The organism is Sphingobacterium detergens (assembly GCF_003610355.1).
In the GTDB taxonomy this organism is placed as follows: Bacteria; Bacteroidota; Bacteroidia; order Sphingobacteriales; family Sphingobacteriaceae; genus Sphingobacterium; species Sphingobacterium detergens.
Genome location: NZ_RAPY01000001.1, coordinates 2,393,153 through 2,412,170 on the forward strand (window position 1 = coordinate 2,393,153; position 19,018 = coordinate 2,412,170).

The 19,018-nt window shown below is 40.3% G+C and carries 13 protein-coding genes; 6 read left to right on the forward strand and 7 right to left on the reverse strand.

The genetic code is table 11. The features are described 5' to 3' along the window. Positions 1-19: 19 nt before the first annotated feature. Positions 20-1,738, forward strand: coding sequence for a hypothetical protein (locus DFQ12_RS10275; protein ID WP_120258829.1), 1,719 nt, complete (start codon positions 20-22; stop codon positions 1,736-1,738). A 1,075-nt stretch (positions 1,739-2,813) separates the two neighbouring features. Here DFQ12_RS10275 and DFQ12_RS10285 read toward each other — a convergent pair. From DFQ12_RS10285 to DFQ12_RS10310, 6 genes are all read right to left on the reverse strand, one after another. Then, positions 2,814-3,950 carry an AhpC/TSA family protein gene (locus tag DFQ12_RS10285; protein ID WP_120258830.1) on the reverse strand — a complete coding sequence of 379 codons (1,137 nt, stop codon included), beginning with the start codon at positions 3,948-3,950 and terminating at the stop codon, positions 2,814-2,816. Positions 3,951-3,977: 27 nt separating this feature from the next. Next, positions 3,978-5,120 carry a TlpA disulfide reductase family protein gene (locus tag DFQ12_RS10290; RefSeq protein ID WP_120258831.1) on the reverse strand — a complete coding sequence of 381 codons (1,143 nt, stop codon included), beginning with the start codon at positions 5,118-5,120 and terminating at the stop codon, positions 3,978-3,980. Positions 5,121-5,154: 34 nt separating this feature from the next. Beyond that, a complete protein-coding gene (locus DFQ12_RS10295) occupies positions 5,155-6,591 on the reverse strand; it encodes a RagB/SusD family nutrient uptake outer membrane protein (RefSeq protein WP_120258832.1) in 1,437 nt (478 codons plus the stop codon). A gap of 16 nt (positions 6,592-6,607) precedes the next feature. Continuing rightward, on the reverse strand, positions 6,608-10,312 hold the full coding sequence (locus tag DFQ12_RS10300) for a SusC/RagA family TonB-linked outer membrane protein (protein ID WP_120258833.1): 3,705 nt from the start codon (positions 10,310-10,312) through the stop codon (positions 6,608-6,610). A gap of 170 nt (positions 10,313-10,482) precedes the next feature. Further along, positions 10,483-11,613: a FecR family protein gene (locus DFQ12_RS10305; protein WP_120258834.1), complete on the reverse strand. Its 1,131-nt coding sequence runs from the start codon at positions 11,611-11,613 to the stop codon at positions 10,483-10,485. Between the two features lie 124 nt (positions 11,614-11,737). After that, positions 11,738-12,331 carry an RNA polymerase sigma factor gene (locus DFQ12_RS10310; protein WP_120258835.1) on the reverse strand — a complete coding sequence of 198 codons (594 nt, stop codon included), beginning with the start codon at positions 12,329-12,331 and terminating at the stop codon, positions 11,738-11,740. Positions 12,332-12,784: 453 nt separating this feature from the next. Between DFQ12_RS10310 and DFQ12_RS10315 the strand changes: the two genes are divergently transcribed. From DFQ12_RS10315 to DFQ12_RS10330, 5 genes are all read left to right on the forward strand, one after another. Next, positions 12,785-13,660 carry a helix-turn-helix domain-containing protein gene (locus DFQ12_RS10315; RefSeq protein WP_120258836.1) on the forward strand — a complete coding sequence of 292 codons (876 nt, stop codon included), beginning with the start codon at positions 12,785-12,787 and terminating at the stop codon, positions 13,658-13,660. A gap of 80 nt (positions 13,661-13,740) precedes the next feature. Then, positions 13,741-14,964 (forward strand): TCR/Tet family MFS transporter, encoded by a 1,224-nt coding sequence (locus DFQ12_RS10320; protein WP_120258837.1) that lies wholly within the window; start codon positions 13,741-13,743, stop codon positions 14,962-14,964. Between the two features lie 353 nt (positions 14,965-15,317). After that, positions 15,318-15,491, forward strand: coding sequence for a KilA-N domain-containing protein (locus DFQ12_RS28570; protein ID WP_341867856.1), 174 nt, complete (start codon positions 15,318-15,320; stop codon positions 15,489-15,491). Further along, positions 15,418-16,125: a KilA-N domain-containing protein gene (locus DFQ12_RS10325; RefSeq protein WP_341867857.1), complete on the forward strand. Its 708-nt coding sequence runs from the start codon at positions 15,418-15,420 to the stop codon at positions 16,123-16,125. Before DFQ12_RS28570 ends, DFQ12_RS10325 begins: the two co-directional genes overlap by 74 nt. Before the next feature lie 193 nt (positions 16,126-16,318). Next, positions 16,319-17,527 carry a tetratricopeptide repeat protein gene (locus tag DFQ12_RS10330; RefSeq protein ID WP_120258838.1) on the forward strand — a complete coding sequence of 403 codons (1,209 nt, stop codon included), beginning with the start codon at positions 16,319-16,321 and terminating at the stop codon, positions 17,525-17,527. A 279-nt stretch (positions 17,528-17,806) separates the two neighbouring features. Here DFQ12_RS10330 and DFQ12_RS10335 read toward each other — a convergent pair whose 3' ends face one another. Further along, the gene (locus DFQ12_RS10335) at positions 17,807-19,003 is read right to left on the reverse strand and encodes a GTP-binding protein (RefSeq protein ID WP_120258839.1); all 1,197 of its coding nucleotides are present in this window, start codon (positions 19,001-19,003) and stop codon (positions 17,807-17,809) included. Positions 19,004-19,018: the final 15 nt, after the last annotated feature.

Here is a 19,018-nt window from a genome sequence, read left to right on the forward strand (position 1 = left end):
CTAATTAGAAAGACAAGAAATGAAAAGTAAAATATCAAATAACGTGAGGAAAAATTTATCCGGTCTGGCCGTATTCTGCCTATTATTGACCAGTTTCTCATCCTGCTCCTCGAAAGATGAACAGATGGCTCCTGTTGAAGAGGGCGCAGTATTGAAAGTTGGTGTAAAAGGAATAGAAGAAGTCGTAGCCGGCGGGACGGGAAGCAGTCTTAGATTGTCCAACAAGGGAAATACAGACATTAGTAGGCAGTCGCTGGTATCATTGGGTGGCGTAGATGCATTTGTGGATTTTGGAGAGGGTACAGTCAGTCAGGATGCTCCAGTAACAGCCAAGGTGAGCTCAACGGATACATTAAGTAAAAAAGCGGCTTCAGGTACGACCAAAGCAGTAACATCTTCTTTAATGGAAAATGGCACTAAATTTCGGCTTCTGATTTATGATGCTGCTAATGTTTTGGTAGTGAATCAAGTTGTAACTTCAGGAACCGATCCACAAATCAAGGTGGACGCCAATAAGCAATATACTTGGTATGCGGTATCCGTAAATGAAAAGAATGCGAATGTTCCGGATATAAATGGAGCCGGTGTTATCTCCCGTACGGGAATCGAGAACAAAGATGTGCTATATGTATCCGGCACAATCAGCACTGTAAATGGAGCAAATTACCTGGATATTGTGTTCAAGCGCATGACCGCTCGAATTCAAGTGAAATTAAATGTCAGAGGACTTTTTGCCAGAATCGAAAACAGTACGAGCATATCACTTGTTAAAAACAGCACAAATACAACAGTTCTGCAAATGGGTGATTTGAATATCCTAACTGGGCAGTTTAATAATGTGGTGGATGTGGATAAGGCCGTACTGGCGAATTCAATGGTGGAGGAAAGTGGAAACCCTAGCAATACAGTTAAAATTGCCAATTTCTTCACATTGAATACGACAACGATCCCCGCGAATAGTTTCAAAATGAAATTTAACACGTTGAAAGTAACATTGGATGATTCGCGTGTAAGAACGTTTACTCCACAAATTTACACTTATCCTGGTGCATATACTCCAACAATAGGTGCTACTTATGGATTGAATATCCGTCTTATTGAATCTCCTGTTAAAGTTAAAGGCGTTTTGTGGGCACGATCCAATCTGGTGTATAGCGCAACTGAAATGGATCATTATAGATTAAAATCCAATCCAGGCGGGTCAACTCCAGCGACAAAGGATACTGAATTCTGGAACTGGAAATCTTCTACACCGACAGGGGCCGCAGGTAGCACTGACCCTTGTTCTACAGTATATCCAGCAGGTACTTGGCGTATGTCTACCAAGCAAGAGTGGGAATCAATAGGGCAACCTAATGATAAACAAGAGGTATTGGGATTATTCTGGGGGGCACAATATGCCTACAAATGGAATAGAGACAGTGACTATCCATCGAATCCAGCTTATGATGACAATGACCTTACGTTATCATTTGGTGGATACCGTACTAAGCCAAGCACATTGGGTGGATCGACATCTGTAGTAGGGAGCCCGGGTGGTATCGCTTTGGGTGCTTTTGCCAGTGGGGAATGTCATTATTGGACTTCCGACAATAGAGACTCCAATACTGCATATGCAGTGAAGTCCGCATTTACAAGGGTTGCCTGGCTATTCTCTTGGGGAAATGTGACTTACCCTAATCTCAATAAAGCCGAGGGTAGAAACATCCGTTGTGTAAGACAAATTGTTAATAATTAAATTAATAAAAGCTTTAAATCTATAAGCTTTTGAAATGGCAGAAGTCTTTATTTTAATTTTGCCCCTGGGATATTATTCCCGGGGGTAGAATTAAATTAGATTGGATTTAATCCCAATTTTTTTTGTAAAAACGTTTAAAAATTAAACTTTATGCTATCATTGTTCTATCAGAATTTCAGTCATATTATGCCTTACGCACTTTAAATATCATCCCATTTCAGCAGATCGATCGTGTTATCCACATAATCTTTTATCTGCGAAAGGATACTGCTCCCTATTGCTCACAAAAAAGATATCTCCGAAAATATTTTTTGTAAAACAGCCATATTCCACTCCACCACAAGATCAAAAAAACATTTATCACCTTACTCGAACACATGCCGTAAAAGCACTTTCGATGATCATTCGGGTCTATAGGTGAACTCACATAGATTGGACGCTTCAACGATATGCCTCCACAGGAAGGCCTGCCTACTTTGAATAAGGTAATTAGCGACTAGGTTATACACACATGGTCTATCATCGGGAACACTGTTCTAATGAGAAGTAACACCGATGGTGAATGAGCTCTTTTATTCGTGCAGGGAAACAATTTCTCTATATCTGTTGATACGGAAGAAAAGAAGAAATAGGTTATTCAACAGGCTCAGGAGGCGGGTAGATACCTTCCTGGTTTTTTATTTTGGAATGGTTACCGAAAAGTAAAGTTAGGTGTCAACAGGATCATTAGTTTTCTAACCTAACCGCAAAGATAAATTATTCTCTTTATTCAAAAAATCTAAAAAACAGGCTGTGATTCCGGCATATTAGTGGGAAAGCAACGGTTTTTGGCAATATGCCAAAAACCGTTATAAAAGAATAAATCCAACGCAATCTATTTGTTATTCAAGGCCTTCATCAACTGATTATATGTTTCGTCATTGCTGGGTCTCGGAGCATCATTATCTAGTATTTTACCATTCCTGCCGATGATTACATATCTTGGAATACCGGAAATATTGAATGCCTTGGCAACAACACTTTTGGTTCCACCTTTTGACAAAAGATGAACGCCCTCGATCTTATCATTCGACTGCTATTTGATAATTTTGCTCAATTCCTTTTCAATGTCCTCTCCACGCAGGTCTTTTGCGATAATAGCTCCTTCGGGATTGATCAGGAAATTACGTGGTATTGCCATGACCCCGTATTTTAGGGCCGCATCATTTTTATACCCTTTTAAATCGCTTAACTGGACCCAGGACATTTTGTCTTCTTTAATCGCTTTTAGCCAATGCTCTTTCTTGCTATCTATTGAAACCGCAACAACTTCGAAATTTTTGTCTTTATACTTTTGGTAAATTTCATTAATGAATGGCATTTCAGAACGGCAAGGTCCGCACCAGCTGGCCCAAAAGTCAAGTAAAACATACTTGCCTTTAAAGGAAGAAAAAGAAACAACCACCCCTTTGTCATTGGCCATCACAAAATCAATGGCATGCTTTCCGATGTCAACCGTTTTTTGAGCATCTAATTGAGCCTGAAGAGCCTTCGCTAATGACAAACTTCGAACAGCTGTGCTCAACTTATTGAAACGCTCTTCAAACTTTGGATTTTCAACCCCCATTTGATTGCTGACAATAAGGAGACTGGCAAAAGAATTTGGATGTGTATCAAGAAACCTCAACTCAGCATCTTCTATCGCTTTAGCCATGCTGCTGTATTTTGGTCCGAGCTCTTTATTGGCCTCCGAGTGACCAGCGGCAGCATTTTCCATCATCTTTTTTGAAATTAAATCTGCTTTTTGCTGAAGCGGCTTGATGATATCCAATAAAACCAAATAATCGGTCTGAACAGGGCCTCCTGTAATACGGGCTTGCTTGATATTGGGTCCGGTAACATGGAATTCAGCATTTTGAAGCATAAATTCCTGCTGATCCAGTTTATGATAATTTTTCCAGTCTAGTGGATCCAGTTCCTTTCCGAGGGCAGTCATATGCAATTTAGCACTTACCATATCACTTGCAAGTTTGCCTTTTAATATAAAATTGCCATTTTTGACATAGGTCGAATCTACAATAAACTCTTTTAGACCATTCGGATTCATATAACGCAAAAAGACTTTATATCCTTCGTGATCGCCGGACAATTTTCCTTTAATAAGGTAAGCGTCCTGAGTGTAACCATAGAGCCCAATTAGGCTCATGATGGTAAATAATACAATCTTTATCATGTGTTTTTATTTGTAGTGTTGAATAGATTAATTTACATCCAGAACCTCAGCAAGTCTTTTGTCAAGTGCTTCTCCCTTTAGTTCTTTGCCAATAATAACACCATTGGGATCGATCAAAAAGTTTTGTGGAATACCTGTAATACCGTAAAGAATCGCTGCCTGATTTTTAAGACCTTTTAAATCACTTAACTGTATCCAGGGGATTCCATCTTGTTTGATGGCTTTTAGCCAGGCTTCTTTTTTACTATCCATGGAGACTGCAACGATCTCAAAATTTTCACTTTTATATTTTTCGTATACTTTGATCATATGGGGGTGAAGATCCCGGCAGGGACTGCACCAGCTGGCCCAAAAATCAAGCAATACATACTTACCTTTGAAAGACGACAAGGAGACAGGTTGTCCCTGTGTACTATTTAGGGTAAAGTCTAATGCCCTGTTGCCGGCAGCAACAACTTGGGTTGCTTTCAGTGTGGAATCCATTTCTTTTCCAAGGTCTGAATTTTGAACACGTGGGCTTAGTGCATTAAATTGAGACTCAAAATCGGGATGATCAATACCACCTTTCATTGCAATCAGATAGAGACTCACAAAGGAATCGGGGTGGCTGATTCTAAAGTTATTTTCTATCTGGTCTATTTCGGCAGTAATTGGCTTCATTTTTGGCCAAAGTGCCTCCGCAGCCTTCTCTCGCCCGCTTCTACTAAGTTTTAAAGACTGTTGAGAGAGTAACTGCATCCTTTCTTTCCAGGGCTTTAGCTGTTCATTCAGCAAGTTAAAATCCGCTTGTACTTTACCGCCTGTTACATGGGCTTCTTTGATCGTTGGGCCCGATAATTGAAAGCTGTCGTTTTCGAGCATAATATATTGCAGGTCTCTTTCATAATATTTCCAATATTCGGAAAGATCTACATTTTCATTAGGCTCACTCAGAATCAATATGGCCCGTTCTACATCTTTAAATAACTTGCCTTCAAATTTGAACACGCCGTTTTTGACAAAAGTGGAGTCTTTTATCGGGTCTTTCAACCCTTCTGGATTAGGATACTGCAAAAGTACTTTTTTCCCGTCATGATGGCTAGAAAGTTGGCCTTGTATAGAGAAAGATTGCTGCGCATTGGCACAAAGCGCAGCCAGGCTAGCTAATGTAGCGATTGTAATTTTTATCATTTTTCAATTATTTAAATGAAACTTATATGTTTTTTTAAGGGTTATTTTCCATTCCGGGGTTTTGATCCATTACTTTTTGTGGAAAGCGCAACACGAAACGTTCGGGTTTAAGTGTAAATGTACCGGCGACAGCCCCCGTCGCTGCATAAAGTGTGTGGGTATAAGTTTTGGCCTTGAATAAGGGATCGACAGACAGTCTCCGCATATCAAACCATCGGTATCCACTCAGGGCAAACTCCCGTATACGTTCTTCCAATATAAAGTTGAGTAGTGCAAGCTGTTGCCCTGCAATTGCTGCCGGAACAACTGCATTGACTGATGGCATTCTGCTTTTTCGCAACTGTTCTACATCGGCCTTTGCTCCCGTCAAATCGCCTAATCTTGCTTTACACTCAGCCCGTAATAAGTACAGGTCCGGAAGCAAGATTCCATACTGAAAGGATGTGGGTCCCATTTTGCGAAGCAATCCAGCGGGATATTCCGGTCCATAATAGGCATTCCTTGAATAAAACTTAAGTCGTAAATCAGTGCTTTCAAAAAGGCTCACAGTCTTTTTGTCGATCACAAACTCATTATAGAAGAAGGTCCAAAAATTACTGGATTGTTTATTATAAACGCACTCTTTATTGTTTACAGCACTTGGATAGGAAGGTCCATAAGATCCTATCGGCAAAAACTCACCTCCGGGAGCCAAGGTTTTATTGTAGTCATATAATGCTAAAGGAATGGCCGAATTTGCTACCGCCAAAAGTGAAGCATCAAAATGCGGCAAAGCTAATTCGGGCTTACCCATAAAAAGGTAGACCTTGCCCAGCAAGCCTTCGGCCGCAGCTTTCGACATGCGCATGGAATGAGTTGTCTTTGCCGGCAAATCAGGTATCGCCTTATTTAAATCATTAATGATAAACTCGTAGACCTCTTTAACACTGGCCCGTGTAAATTGATTAGCCGTAACATCGGCTTTGGTCAAAATTGGAAACCCGGGATCTGTCCCAGCCGTATTGACATCGTAAGGTTTACCAAAATAATTCACTAACAGAAAATAAGTCCAAGCTCTTCCAGCCGTAGCTTCGGCAGCAATGGACCGTTTCTGTTGTGCTGTGCCATCAGTGGCTGCCGGCAGTTCTTGGATGATCTTATTGAAGGTGTAGATATTTTTCATCGGCATATCCATCTCAGTAGCATTCTCCGAAGCTTCATAAATAACAGCGTCCCATCGAAATAGGCGTTGTGTTTTTAGACTAGCTCCATCGAAATAAGGCTGAACAGCTGCTATTTCATCACTCATGGCCACCTGGGAGTTGGTACTGATATTGATCATGTCGAGATTATTCAGCAGTAGGTCATAATCTGAAACTTTCTGCGCTATCAAACGTCCTTTTGGTGTGACTTCCAAAAAATCCTTTTTACAGGCGGAGGTAAAACTTATAGCAGCCGCCAGAACTACCCCAATTTTAAATCTTTTTGTCATTGTCATCTGCTTTACATTAAAATTTTACATTTACTCCGAATGAAAGAGTCCCCTGGCTAAATAGCATACTGCGTATACCAGTTGTGGCATCAATAAATTCAGGATCAATATCTTCCTTATTGGCCTTCCACAGCATCAGGTTCGATAGCTGCATCCGTAATGTAATTTGCTCGGTATGCAATTTATTCATTAAGGATTCCGGCAAGCTATACCCGAGGGTAATATCCCGCAATTTTATATAAGACGCGCTGATTACATTGACATCTGCATAGGTGTAATATTGAATATCGCGACGGGTATAGCTCAACGAAGAATTAGAAACATAGGATGGAATATTGGTATTCAATTCGTCTCCGGGCTGCTTCCATCGCTTGGCAAAGTCACTATGCAGATTTCCGGTTGTTAACCCATCCCGAAGGGCATTAGCGTGATACAGCCGATCGGTATAGACGGTATTTACATCACTCCGCATCACATGTCCCAGGTTAAAAATTGCATTGGCACTTAAAGTCAGTCTTTTATAGTTAAAAACGTTGGCCATTCCACCGCTCCAGATGGGTTGATAGGTGCCCTTGAAAATCACATCTGCCGCCTTCGCCGCATTGGGTGTTTTGGTCACAGAGCCATCCGCAAGGCGTATCTGTGGATCTCCCAGTTCATCCAATCCGACAAAATTGTAGGCAAAGAGTGCAAAAGCCGGAAACCCTTCCAGATAATTTTGCCAAATGCGGTCCATACCAGAGTTGATCTGTGACTCTACATTTAGTTTTGTGATCTTATTTTTATTGTAGGCAACATTAAAGACAGTGCTCCACTTAAAGTCGCCTTTTTTAATATTTAGGGTATTTAAACTCAGCTCAATTCCTCTATTCTGCATGTCACCAAGATTTCCGATGATTGTGGAATAGCCACTAAAAGCATTGGTTGGAAAAACACCGAGCATATCCGTTGTCTTTTTTTGGTAAAGGTCAACTGTACCACTGACACGGTTGTCAAATAGTCCAAAATCAATCCCCAGATTTATATTTTTCGTGCTTTCCCAAGTAAGTTTTGAATTGGCGGGTGTGCCGACCACAACGCCTGTACCACCCGGTAAATTGCCATTCTGAATGGCGTTTAAGATATCCTGCGAAGCTGCGATACCGGGGTCGGGTGAGTTACCGGTCAATCCATAAGTAGCCCGGAGGGCTAAATTATCCAACCATTTTGTGCTGGCCATAAAGCTTTCGGAGCTCATGATCCATTTCCCACCGATGCTCCAGACAGGTCTGTTCTGAGCGGATCTGTCAAGCCCAAATAGATTACTTTTGTCTATACGAAAACTACTGTTCACTGCGTACTTGCGATTGTAATTGTACGCAAGATTAGCATAATAGGAAACAAACCGGGTCAGTAACTCGGTCCGTGTAAAGTAGTCGTTGCTCAATAGACTTTGGCTCCCACGATTTGGCATGACAGGATCTGCGAGACCTTTGACACCAAGTGTCACATAGTCAATAGCGCCATAAGTCTGTAGGAGTTCGTTGTATCCTCTGACCGTGCTGCCATTGTAATTAACCAATAGTTCCTGTGCTTCATGCCCTACTAATGCACTTAGCTGATGCATGTCCTCATCCCAGTTCTTGTTATAGCTCAATTGATTCCTTACCGTCCAACTCTGCCTATTTTGATTATTGATACTATATTTTCCACCATTATTGGGCAGGTAATAAACAGGAGTGGATTCTACCGTCGGTGCAACAGTAAATTGCACAAGCTCGTTCCGAACCAGGTAGCTCCGGATATCATCGTAGATCTCTGTTTTTCCTGTTCCTTTTGTATAGCCATAGGTACCTTCAAGTTTCAATCCATCCCAGAGCTTTATACTTAGGCCAAGTACATTGCGGCTCAGGAAATTATTGCTTTCGGTATGGCCATAATTGGTTTCATCCAAAGGATTGTAATCCAAGCTAATTCTGCTGCGTGCTTCAAAATCGTTTCGTACCTCTTCACTGACTTCACCCATGTAGGGCATGGACAGATTTCTCCCTAACTCGTCCCGAAGCAATTGATAAGGATAAAAATTCGGCGTAATCTGAACATTCCTCTTTGCACTGTTAACGCCATAGGTAAGGTCATTAATAAGATTCAGCTGAATAAACTTACCGACCTGTAGATCTTGACGAAGATTGAGTTTATAGGTATTACTCTTCTCACCGGGCTGGCTACTGACCAAATTTGTGTAGGCTCCAGAGCCATACGCTGAATAAGCTTTTCCACCTTTCGAAAACGACAGTGTATGATTCATTAGGGATGCATTTCTATAAACTAGATCCCTGATCTGCTTCCTATTATCTATTGTTGCCAGACTATCCAGACGTTCTTTTGCGGCAGCAGAACTAATCAGTCCCCGGGCCAGATCATATTGAATCTGCTGATGAGGTGCAACACCGCTACCACCAGACACATATGGAAATACACTTTCCCAAGGATAGATCTCCGCATCAAATGTTTCATTTGCTGCCTGTATAAATTCTTTACTATTGAGGGTTTTAAAATAATTAAGATCCGGTCTACCCTGGAAATTGACAAATGCATCATAGTTTATCCTTAGTTTATCATCATTGGATCCTTTTTTTGTCGTGATGACGATGACGCCATTGGAAGCCCTTGCTCCCCAAATGGAGGCGGCTGTCGCATCCTTGAGCACCGTAATGTCAGCGACATCTTGTGGATTGATACTGGACACATCATCAATAGGTATACCATCAACCACAAAGAGCGGATTTCTGTTGGTGCCAACATATCCATTGCCTTCCGGGCTGCGTACACCAATCGTCGACAGTCCACGAACAAGAAATGGATTTTGTGAAGCATTTGGCGCATTATTGACTGTCAGCCCCGCAACTAATCCATCAAGACGCTGCAATATATTCATGCTGCCGGTTCGATTTTCTAGGATGGTCATATTAGGCTTGGCATAGGATCCGGTACTGCGCTCTTTGGAAATCGTTTGATAACCGGTATTGATCACCTGAACTTCCTGCAATAGACCTACAGCTTTCTGCATCTTGATCTGTCCGATATTAGAAGATACCTTTACCTTTTTTGGTTCAAAACCCACATAGGAAATCAATAAAGTCCCTTTTTCATCGACGTCTTTGAGTGTAAAATCACCTTCTCCATTCGTTCTGGTTGATTGAGTGCCCCCTATTACAGCAATTGAGGCATCAGGTAGCGGTTTGCCATTTTCATCGACCACTTTTCCGGTAACGTCAATAGGATTATTTGAGCCAAAAACAAGGTCATTGGCTCGGCCTGACGCTTCTGTTTTGCCGATTTTATTACCGTCTGGAGAAACGAGTTTCGAGTCGGCATCCTGTATTCCACTTGTAATCACGACCGATTTATCCTCAATAGAAAAGCTGAGATTTCGTCCTTTAACAATGGACTGTAAAGCCTGCACTAGGCCAACATTTTTCAGGTCTACACTGATCGATCGATGTTGTCGCAGAATATCTTTGTCCAGCAAAAAGTCATATCCAGTCTGCTGTCGCATCTGTTTTACAAGCTGTTCCAAAGTAGCATTTCGCTCCTTTATCGTGACACGTTGTGCATACGTAGCCCCATAGGTATGCATGAGTAGACATGTCATGATAAATAAAACTAATTTCATAATCAATAAAAATTTAGGTAGTGACCGCTCATGGTGAAAAGTACCCAATAGCGCATTTTTTTTCATACTTTTGTTTTGGTTAGATGGTTCATAAACTGATTTGTGTCGTTTGTCTTTAAGTTGGCATTTTCAGCTACAGCATCATTTTTCATATAACCGCGAGGTGGTAGGACACCTTGCGGTCTTTCTGATTTTTTTGCAGCAAATGCGCTCTTACTGATCTCATACGGATCAAGCTAGTCTGTTACAATAATTGTCCTTTCTTTTATTTTAAATTTTACTTTATTTATTCGTTCAATCTGTCGAAGTGTTGTAATCAAGTCATTCGACCTGGAGACAAAGCCCCATAGTTTTAACTCTTTTGGTGTATTTTCTGTAAATTGAACTTCCATATTGTACCAACGGCCTAAGGATAACATCACCTCGGAAAGTTCCCCATCAATTTTAAAATATCCGTTCTTCCAGGCGAGTATATCTTCGGTATCTTGCTCGTGGACGTCGATATCACCACGTCGATTAACAGCCTGCTCCCCCGGCTCGATCAACTGCTCGCCCTTCGTAGTCACTACGTTAACCCGCCCCTCGACTAGGGTGGTCCTGACCAGTCCCTTCGATTCTGAATATGCATTGATATTAAAATGGGTACCAAGAACGCGTACCTGCTGTGATGCTGTCCTAACAATAAATGGTTTATCATGCTTACTCACTTCAAAATACCCCTCTCCTATTAATTTAACAATGCGTTTTTCACTATTCAGCAGATCGGAATCAAAGGTCAAACTGGATCCGGCATTAAGCCAAACTTTAGAACCGTCCGGTAGAACGACCTGGTAGATTTCACCATTTCTTGTCGTAATCGTATTTTTGATTACTTCGCTTACATCTTTAATGGAACTGTTTTGACTGTAAACAACCACTCCCTGCCCATTCTTAGAAATTGTCATCCCTTGTTTAGTCAGGAGTTCGCCAACTTTAGCGTTGGAAAGATCTATAGTAGAACCATCTGACAAGGTCAAAGTTGCCCCGGTATGACCTGCTTTAATTGTTGGTCCAGCGTAAGTGTCTATGGTATACACTTGTTGTTTTTCATACAGTTTGTAAATTCCGACACTCCCCACAATCATTAAGATCGCTGCGACATAAGCAAGCCACCTCCGTATTGGCAGAACTTTAACATGATGCTTTGATTGATGATCGATTGCATTCCACATTTCCGACTTTATGCGTATAAAATCCTCAGGGGAATCAATAGCCGGCTCCTCGATGCGGTTAAAAGCATACCATTCCTCAACAACACGGGTTTCTTTGTGTGTTGCCTGACCAGAAAGATATTTATTTACAAGCTGTGCTCCAAGTTTCTTATCCATAAGTCGAAATCGAGGTTTATAATCGTTAACTAGTATAATACAGTTGGAAAAAGCTTTGGGAGTAGAAGAATTGAAAAAAAAATAAAAATTCTTAAAAAAGAATAACTTGGTGGTATATATTGGTTTAGTTGCTTCGGAGAAAAATCAACAGCATGATGCCAAGAGAATTATAATGGGCAAGTCTAACCTTTAATATCTTTAGTGCATTTTGCACTTGCTTTTTCACTGTGGATTCACTCAAATTCAACCTTTCCGCAATTTCACGGTGGGACAAATCTTCCAATCTACTCAATTCGAATACTTCTCGCATCTTAGCCGGCAGTTTGGCGATTTCACTTGTTATCAACAGCATAAGATCCTTTTCATCTAGCTTTTCAAGTGTTTCATCACTAACCTGTAGGCTATATTTTCCTATTTCAGCCAGATAGTCACTTTTAGTTTTTCCTTTTTGAATGTAGTTCAGGACACGATTTCGCGATGCAACGTAAAGATATGACGAGATCCCGACGTTATCTCTGATAAAATCCGACTTTTCCCAAATTGAGGTAAAGAGATCTTGTACAAGATCTTTGGCGGCATTCTCATCGCGGAGCATCTGGTTGACCTTGTAATAGATCATCATGCTGTATCTATCGTAAATTTCGGCAAAGGCATTCCGATCTCTTTGTTTAAGCAAAGAAACAAGATTACTATCTGTCAAAACTTTATACTTGTTCATTTTATTTGTACGGCTGCATTAAAGAACACAGCTCAATAAGCATAGGAAATGTCAAAAATTATTTATCCACTACAATAGTAGGAAAATAATATAAAATAAGATTGCATTTTGAAATTTTATTGTCATGGGATAACATATAGCTTTTCTAAATTACACACTTGCGATTATGCCCTTTTTTAGTATTAAATAAAGCTTAGCTAGAATTATTTACGTAATAGTATTTTACAGACATAGATAATCAAAACTGTGAAACAATTTAGCATTGCTTCCAACGTTGATAATACCTCTCCTATCACCATTACCCAAGTGCCGGACAGCTGGAACTAGTTCGTATAGCAAAAGTAAGTCTGTCGATAATGGGATCCGAGGAAAAAACACTGTAGATAAGTGGTGTCGGGGAGATACCGAAAAATATCTGTATTGCCATGCAAATGAATTTGACGATATTTGAATATGGCATTATTCCTTACATCGGACAACGTGTATAAACTCTACAATATTGATCTTTCCAAAAAGATAGAAGGGATTGCTGTGCTCCAGCAAAAGCACGTCAACGGGCAAGCCTATTCGGAAAATCCCCGTCTGTTTGATGGATTGATTCTTGCATTCATGATAAAAGGTTCCATGAAAGCCCGTATCCATTTCCTGGAGTACGAGCTTTGTGCAGGCCAGATTGCTATTGTGCAACCTCAATTAATGTTAGAGACACTATCGATGACTGAAAATGCGGAGATCATTACGATCGGTCTTTCTGTGGATTTCATTTCGACATATCCAATGCTACATGACTTTGTCATGAACAACCAGATTCGCTGGCAGCCTGTTCTGAGTCTTCAAGCTGAAGAAATGATCCTAAAAAATGATTTGCTAAGCCTTATACAAAAGGTATATCACAAAAATCAAAGTCCTAAAAAAACCGAAATGCTACGGCATCTTGTCATTTCACTGATGAGCCTGATCGCCGAGTCTTATACCGCGCTAGCTGATCACAATAATCCTGTAAAAAGCCGTACACATGAAATTATTGACGACTTCTATCTATTGATTTCAAAATATGCCACCCAAGAGCGTAGTGTTTATTTTTATGCGGAAAAACTCCATCTCACACCGCAATACCTCTCTACTTTCCTCAAACAGAAAACAGGAAAGTCTATCTTACAATGGATTGATTATATCACGCTCATGCATGCCAAGACCTTACTCAAATCAACCAGCTTGTCGATCAAACAGATCAGCAACCAGCTAAATTTTGATGAACCAAGCGTATTTTGCCGGTTCTTTAAACGTCTTTCTGGCGCCTCTCCTGGTGTTTTTAGAAACCGACAATAATCTGCCCAATCTTACAAATTGTACATACAGACCATAAAAGTGTAAAACATCTACGATGGATTGCTGCCTACTTTTACAGCATGAAAATCGCAACAAAAAAAGCAGCTATCGGTTTTATATTTGTGACCTTGCTGATCGACATTACAGGATGGGGAATCATACTTCCAGTGGTTCCAAAACTCATTCAAGAACTTATACATGCGGATATCAGTAAAGCGGCGACCTACGGTGGATGGCTCGGTTTTGCCTATGCCTTTACGCAATTTTTATTTTCGCCTATCGTAGGTAATCTCAGCGACAGATACGGTAGACGGCCAATTATTTTAATCTCACTTTTTGGGTTTGCCATAGACTATATCTTCCTGGCGCTCGCCCCCACAATAAGCTGGCTATTTGTAGGAAGGGTAATTGCAGGGATTACAGGTGCCAGCATGTCGACTGCTACTGCGTATATAGCGGACATATCAACAGATGAAGATCGGGCCAAAAACTTTGGGATGATCGGGGCCGCACTCGGGCTTGGTTTTATAATTGGTCCCGTAATCGGTGGCCTGCTTGGACAATTTGGGGCGAGGGTTCCGTTTTACGCCGCCGCTGCTCTATGTCTACTGAATTTCATGTATGGCTATTTTATTCTACCTGAAAGTTTGGATAAGGAAAAACGGAGACCATTTGATTGGAAACGTGCCAATCCGATTGGTTCCTTTAAATTTTTGGTGAGATATCCGAAGGTCTCGGGCCTTGTGACGGCATTGATATTAACTTACATCGGTATCCACGCCGTGCAGAGCAACTGGCATTTTTTTACGATGTACAAATTTGGATGGGATGAGCAAATGGTGGGTTATTCGCTAGGCTTGCTGGGATTACTATTGGGACTGGTGCAGGGAGTGTTGATCCGGTGGACGTCGCCTAAATTAGGTGAGCAACGAAGTATTTACTATGGTCTGTTATGTTATGCCATAGGCCTGCTTTTATTTGCATTTGCCAGTGAAGGCTGGATGATGTTTGCTTTCCTGATCCCTTATAGTCTCGGCGGTATATGTGGTCCTGCCTTGCAATCGGTTATTACAAAAAATGTACCTGCAAATGCACAGGGGGAGCTTCAAGGGGCTTTGACCAGTTTGGCTAGTGTCACGGCAATTATAGGCCCTCCAATGATGACGAATCTGTTTTATTACTTTACACAGGATAGCGCACCTTTTAAATTTACTGGAGCTCCCTTCTTTCTTGCTGCTCTATTGATGGGGATCAGTGTCGTGATCGTGCGTATCGCTTTTAAATCAAAATGTAACTGTAAATAGGTGTAATCTGTACTTTATAGTTTACTGCGTTGAATAAGGATTTCATTTTTTATACTTCCCAATTTATGAGCTTTCTATGTAATCTAAATTTTGATCCTAAGGTATTTGGTTTTATTGAAAACCAAAGGTTGTGAGAAACGGGCCTGATCCCGAAGCTACACGTGAACAGGTCCAGATTCCCATCCTCATCTTTCAAAATCAGATAAAAATTATTGGACTTTGGGCACGTGAATTACTATTTTTTTTAGTATATCTACTCACGTAAAATAGAAAAATAAAAACTGCAATAGCCAATTATTAGCTATAGTTTTTTCAAACTGACGAAGAATAACTTATCAAATCTCAAAACATGAATGACTAAGAATAAAAAGATTAATATACAAGGGAAGGAGATAACAATCATCCTCGACAATGGCAAAGAGTTTATTTCACTTACTGATATGTTAAAAGCCAATGATGGAGACTTTTTCATTTCTGATTGGCTTCGAAACAGAAATACAGTTGAATATTTGGGAAAGCATCTATAACCCGCTTTTTAATTATGGCGAATTCGCCATAATTAAAAGTCAGGCAGGACTCAATAGTTATAAAATCAGTGTTAAAGATTGGGTTGAAAGGACAAATGCCATCAGCTTAAAAGCGGCCGCAGGAAGATATGGAGGGACTTATGCACATCCTGATATAGCTTTTGAATTCGACATGTGGATTAGTCCCAATTTTAAAATTTACCTAATCAAAGAATTTCAACGACTCAAAGACGATGAAAACGATCTTTTAAAATTAAACTGGGACTTACAGAGAACACTGGCCAAAGTAAATTATCACATTCATACTGATTCCATAAGGGAGAATCTCTATCCATCGGAAATTACCAAACAACAAGCGAGTTTCATTTATACCAGCGAAGCCGATCTGCTGAATGTTGCACTATTTGGAATGACAGCGAAAGAATGGCGAGATACTAATTCCGACAAGAAGGGCAATATTCGAGACTACGCGATCATAGAACAGTTAGTCGTACTAAGCAACATGGAAAATATAAATGCGTTATTAATTCAACAAGGTCTACCTCAAAATGAACGGCTTATACAACTGAATAAAGTAGCGGTGGCCCAAATGAAGTCACTCGTAGAAAATAAGGCTGTTAAAAAATTGAAATAAAAAGCTATCACGAGTTTTCGTAATCAAATTTGTTCCAAATTAACTGGTCTGAGATTTTAGAAATAAATATCTTCGGATATAATAAATTCATTAAATTAGTTCAAGTATCTATTTAAAATCTAATTATTTTGAATTTAAAGCTGTTTTATACCAATTATATGACTACGCTAAAATTTGTATATAAATCCCATTAATGACAAAAAAATTACTACTCGCATTCATGTCCAAGTATGGTTGGATGAGCCTAATTTTCGGAACAATTGCATTATTTATGCCAATGCCATTTAATCGCTTCGGTATGATGGGCATAAATTATTCCTTTTGTCTACTGGGTCTTTCTATTGCTCTAATCACACACGAGTGGGGACATTGGGTTTTCACGCGGCTGGTCGGTGAATATCCGAAACGCATTGTCATTGGCACAGGTCATATGCTGATGCGTACACATTTCTTTAAAAGCAAGCTAAATCTGAATTCTAAATTTCAAGGGGGTTATGTTATGCTCAATATTAGGGATGGCAAATATTACGGGCTCAAAACATTTGTAGGTGTACTGGGAGGACCTCTGGTCAATATCGCTATCGGAGTTGCTGTAATAATGATGGTTCCATTTTCCATTGATTTTTCAGACACAATTACTTTCAGTATATGGTTTGGTTATATGCAGTTATTGATAGGACTAGCCAATTTACTGCCCTCGAGAAAAAAAATAAATGGTTTCCCGATGGATTTCGATGGACGAATTATGCTGAACATACTACTGGGAAAATACAAAAAGGAAGCAAGCAGTGAGGCGATAGATCTCAGTATGGAAGGAGAGGATTATGTAGCAGAACATCGATATGACGAGGCATTAACGAAATTTGAGGAATGTCTAAAACTCTGTTCGGAATCTGGCCCAACACTGACCTCTACCTTTCGGTTTAATATCGGATTATGTTATTTTCATCTGGGGAATTACGACGAAGCGTTGCGCACACTTAAGAAAGTGGAAGATCTTTTGACCTTGAAAGAGGTTGAACACTTAGCCGGATATCTACATAATCTTTATGCTAATATCTATCTGGTCCAAGGTGATATCGAGAAGGCTACCGCAGCGGGGCAGCAGGCGCTTCATCTGTTGCCCGAGTTCGATCCTATACGCCATACTTGGGGCTGCATTTTGGTCGAAAACGAAGAATGGGATCGCGGCGAGGAAATGTTGTCCCCACAAATGGATTTTGATTATGTGAACAGCACAACGCTATTGATAGCAATATATTTAACTCTGGTCTATCAACAACAGGGAAAATCAAAAAAGAAAGAACGTTGCTGGGAATTTGTACAGCTCCATCTGGCTGAACTAAACTTGGTAGACAAAGTAATATACGAACGTATATTGCTAAAACTGACAGGACAATAGTCTGTTAAATGCTATAATAAAATAGTGTACGCTGGATAGAAATACAAATCCACTGGAGACTGGAAATGATGAAATGAGAAATTGTGACACCATTGGACTGCTAGGTTTTTGGGGATTATTTACCAGCTTAATATATACCTATCGAATTCGATGGGTATATATTAAGCTGGTCTCAATAGCGTTGTGATACCCCCCATTCATGAATAGCCTTTACCACATACTCTAAGCAACTTGTTAAAGGTCTGCAATTTTTACCCAGTATTAGAGGAATAATTAACACTAGATATTTTTGGGGAATTCATCTTTCCACCACGTGAAACGCCAATCATCAGCCTCCTCCTCGGTCAATAAACAAGATTCCAATTCTGTAATATATTTCTCTTTATCCAAATGTTGCCCTATAAACACCAACTCATTTTTACGATCCGCCCATTCAGGATGCCAGCGTTTTAATAGATCCGCTTTTATTTCGGCGTAAATTGGATGTTGGTACCGCATCTCTTCTGGCATGCTACTCCACCACGAACCAGCGCTTTCCAAACGGATACTTCCGCCAGCTTGACTAAAACTAAGTGCAGTATCTGGCCTCGACGCTAGCCAAAATAATCCTTTAGCCCGTATAATATTATGAGGATAATCGTCATTTAAATAACGGTGTAATCGTTGTGGATGGAAAGGTCGCTGGGAGCGAAAAACAAAAGATGAAATCCCATATTCTTCAGTTTCGGGAACATGCTCCGCCCCTAGTTCTTTTAACCAACCCGCAGACGAAGAAGCTTCTTCAAAGTCGAACGCCCCTGTTCCCATGATCTCTTTTGGATCAACCTGGCCAAATTGAGCACGGATAAGCTTCGCTCCTGGATTAAGTTTACCAATTGCTGCTTCCAAAGTCCCAATGGTCTCCTCCGACACAAGATCTGCTTTGTTCAAAATAATCACATTTGCAAACTCGATCTGATCGGTCAATAAATTTACAATTGTCCTGTTATCCATAAGATCGTCTGCCAACGCCCGATCTAACAAGGTTTCAGAACTGCCAAAATCTTTAGCGAAATTAAAACAGTCCACTACAGTGACCATTGTATCAATATAGCTGAATGATGAAAGGTCAATATTATCATCAGAATCAACGTAACTGAAGGTCTGAGCAACGGGAATTGGCTCTGAGATACCTGTACTTTCAATCAGAAGGTAATCAAATCGATCTTCCTTGGCCAAACGCTCAACCTCAATCATAAGATCTTCCCTTAATGTACAACATATACATCCATTGCTCATTTCAACAAGCTTCTCCTCTGTCCGGGATAACACATTCTCACGCTCAACGGATTGTGCATCAATGTTTACTTCACTCATATCATTGACAATCACAGCAACTTTCTTGCCCCCCTTGTGATGAAGTATATAATTCAACAAGGATGTTTTACCTGCCCCTAAAAAGCCACTTAGAACTGTGACTGGTAGTTTTTTTTTCATTTTCGCCAAATTAAT

Coding starts and splice junctions, on each gene's coding strand:
- DFQ12_RS28570 (WP_341867856.1), top strand. CDS start 15,318: ATGACTAAGAATAAAAAGATTAATATACAAGGGAAGGAGATAACAATC.
- DFQ12_RS10320 (WP_120258837.1), top strand. CDS start 13,741: ATGAAAATCGCAACAAAAAAAGCAGCTATCGGTTTTATATTTGTGACC.
- DFQ12_RS10290 (WP_120258831.1), bottom strand. CDS start 5,120: ATGATAAAAATTACAATCGCTACATTAGCTAGCCTGGCTGCGCTTTGT.
- DFQ12_RS10295 (WP_120258832.1), bottom strand. CDS start 6,591: ATGACAAAAAGATTTAAAATTGGGGTAGTTCTGGCGGCTGCTATAAGT.
- DFQ12_RS10305 (WP_120258834.1), bottom strand. CDS start 11,613: ATGGATAAGAAACTTGGAGCACAGCTTGTAAATAAATATCTTTCTGGT.
- DFQ12_RS10310 (WP_120258835.1), bottom strand. CDS start 12,331: ATGAACAAGTATAAAGTTTTGACAGATAGTAATCTTGTTTCTTTGCTT.
- DFQ12_RS10300 (WP_120258833.1), bottom strand. CDS start 10,312: ATGAAAAAAAATGCGCTATTGGGTACTTTTCACCATGAGCGGTCACTA.
- DFQ12_RS10275 (WP_120258829.1), top strand. CDS start 20: ATGAAAAGTAAAATATCAAATAACGTGAGGAAAAATTTATCCGGTCTG.
- DFQ12_RS10335 (WP_120258839.1), bottom strand. CDS start 19,003: ATGAAAAAAAAACTACCAGTCACAGTTCTAAGTGGCTTTTTAGGGGCA.
- DFQ12_RS10330 (WP_120258838.1), top strand. CDS start 16,319: ATGACAAAAAAATTACTACTCGCATTCATGTCCAAGTATGGTTGGATG.
- DFQ12_RS10325 (WP_341867857.1), top strand. CDS start 15,418: ATGATGGAGACTTTTTCATTTCTGATTGGCTTCGAAACAGAAATACAG.
- DFQ12_RS10285 (WP_120258830.1), bottom strand. CDS start 3,950: ATGATAAAGATTGTATTATTTACCATCATGAGCCTAATTGGGCTCTAT.
- DFQ12_RS10315 (WP_120258836.1), top strand. CDS start 12,785: ATGGCATTATTCCTTACATCGGACAACGTGTATAAACTCTACAATATT.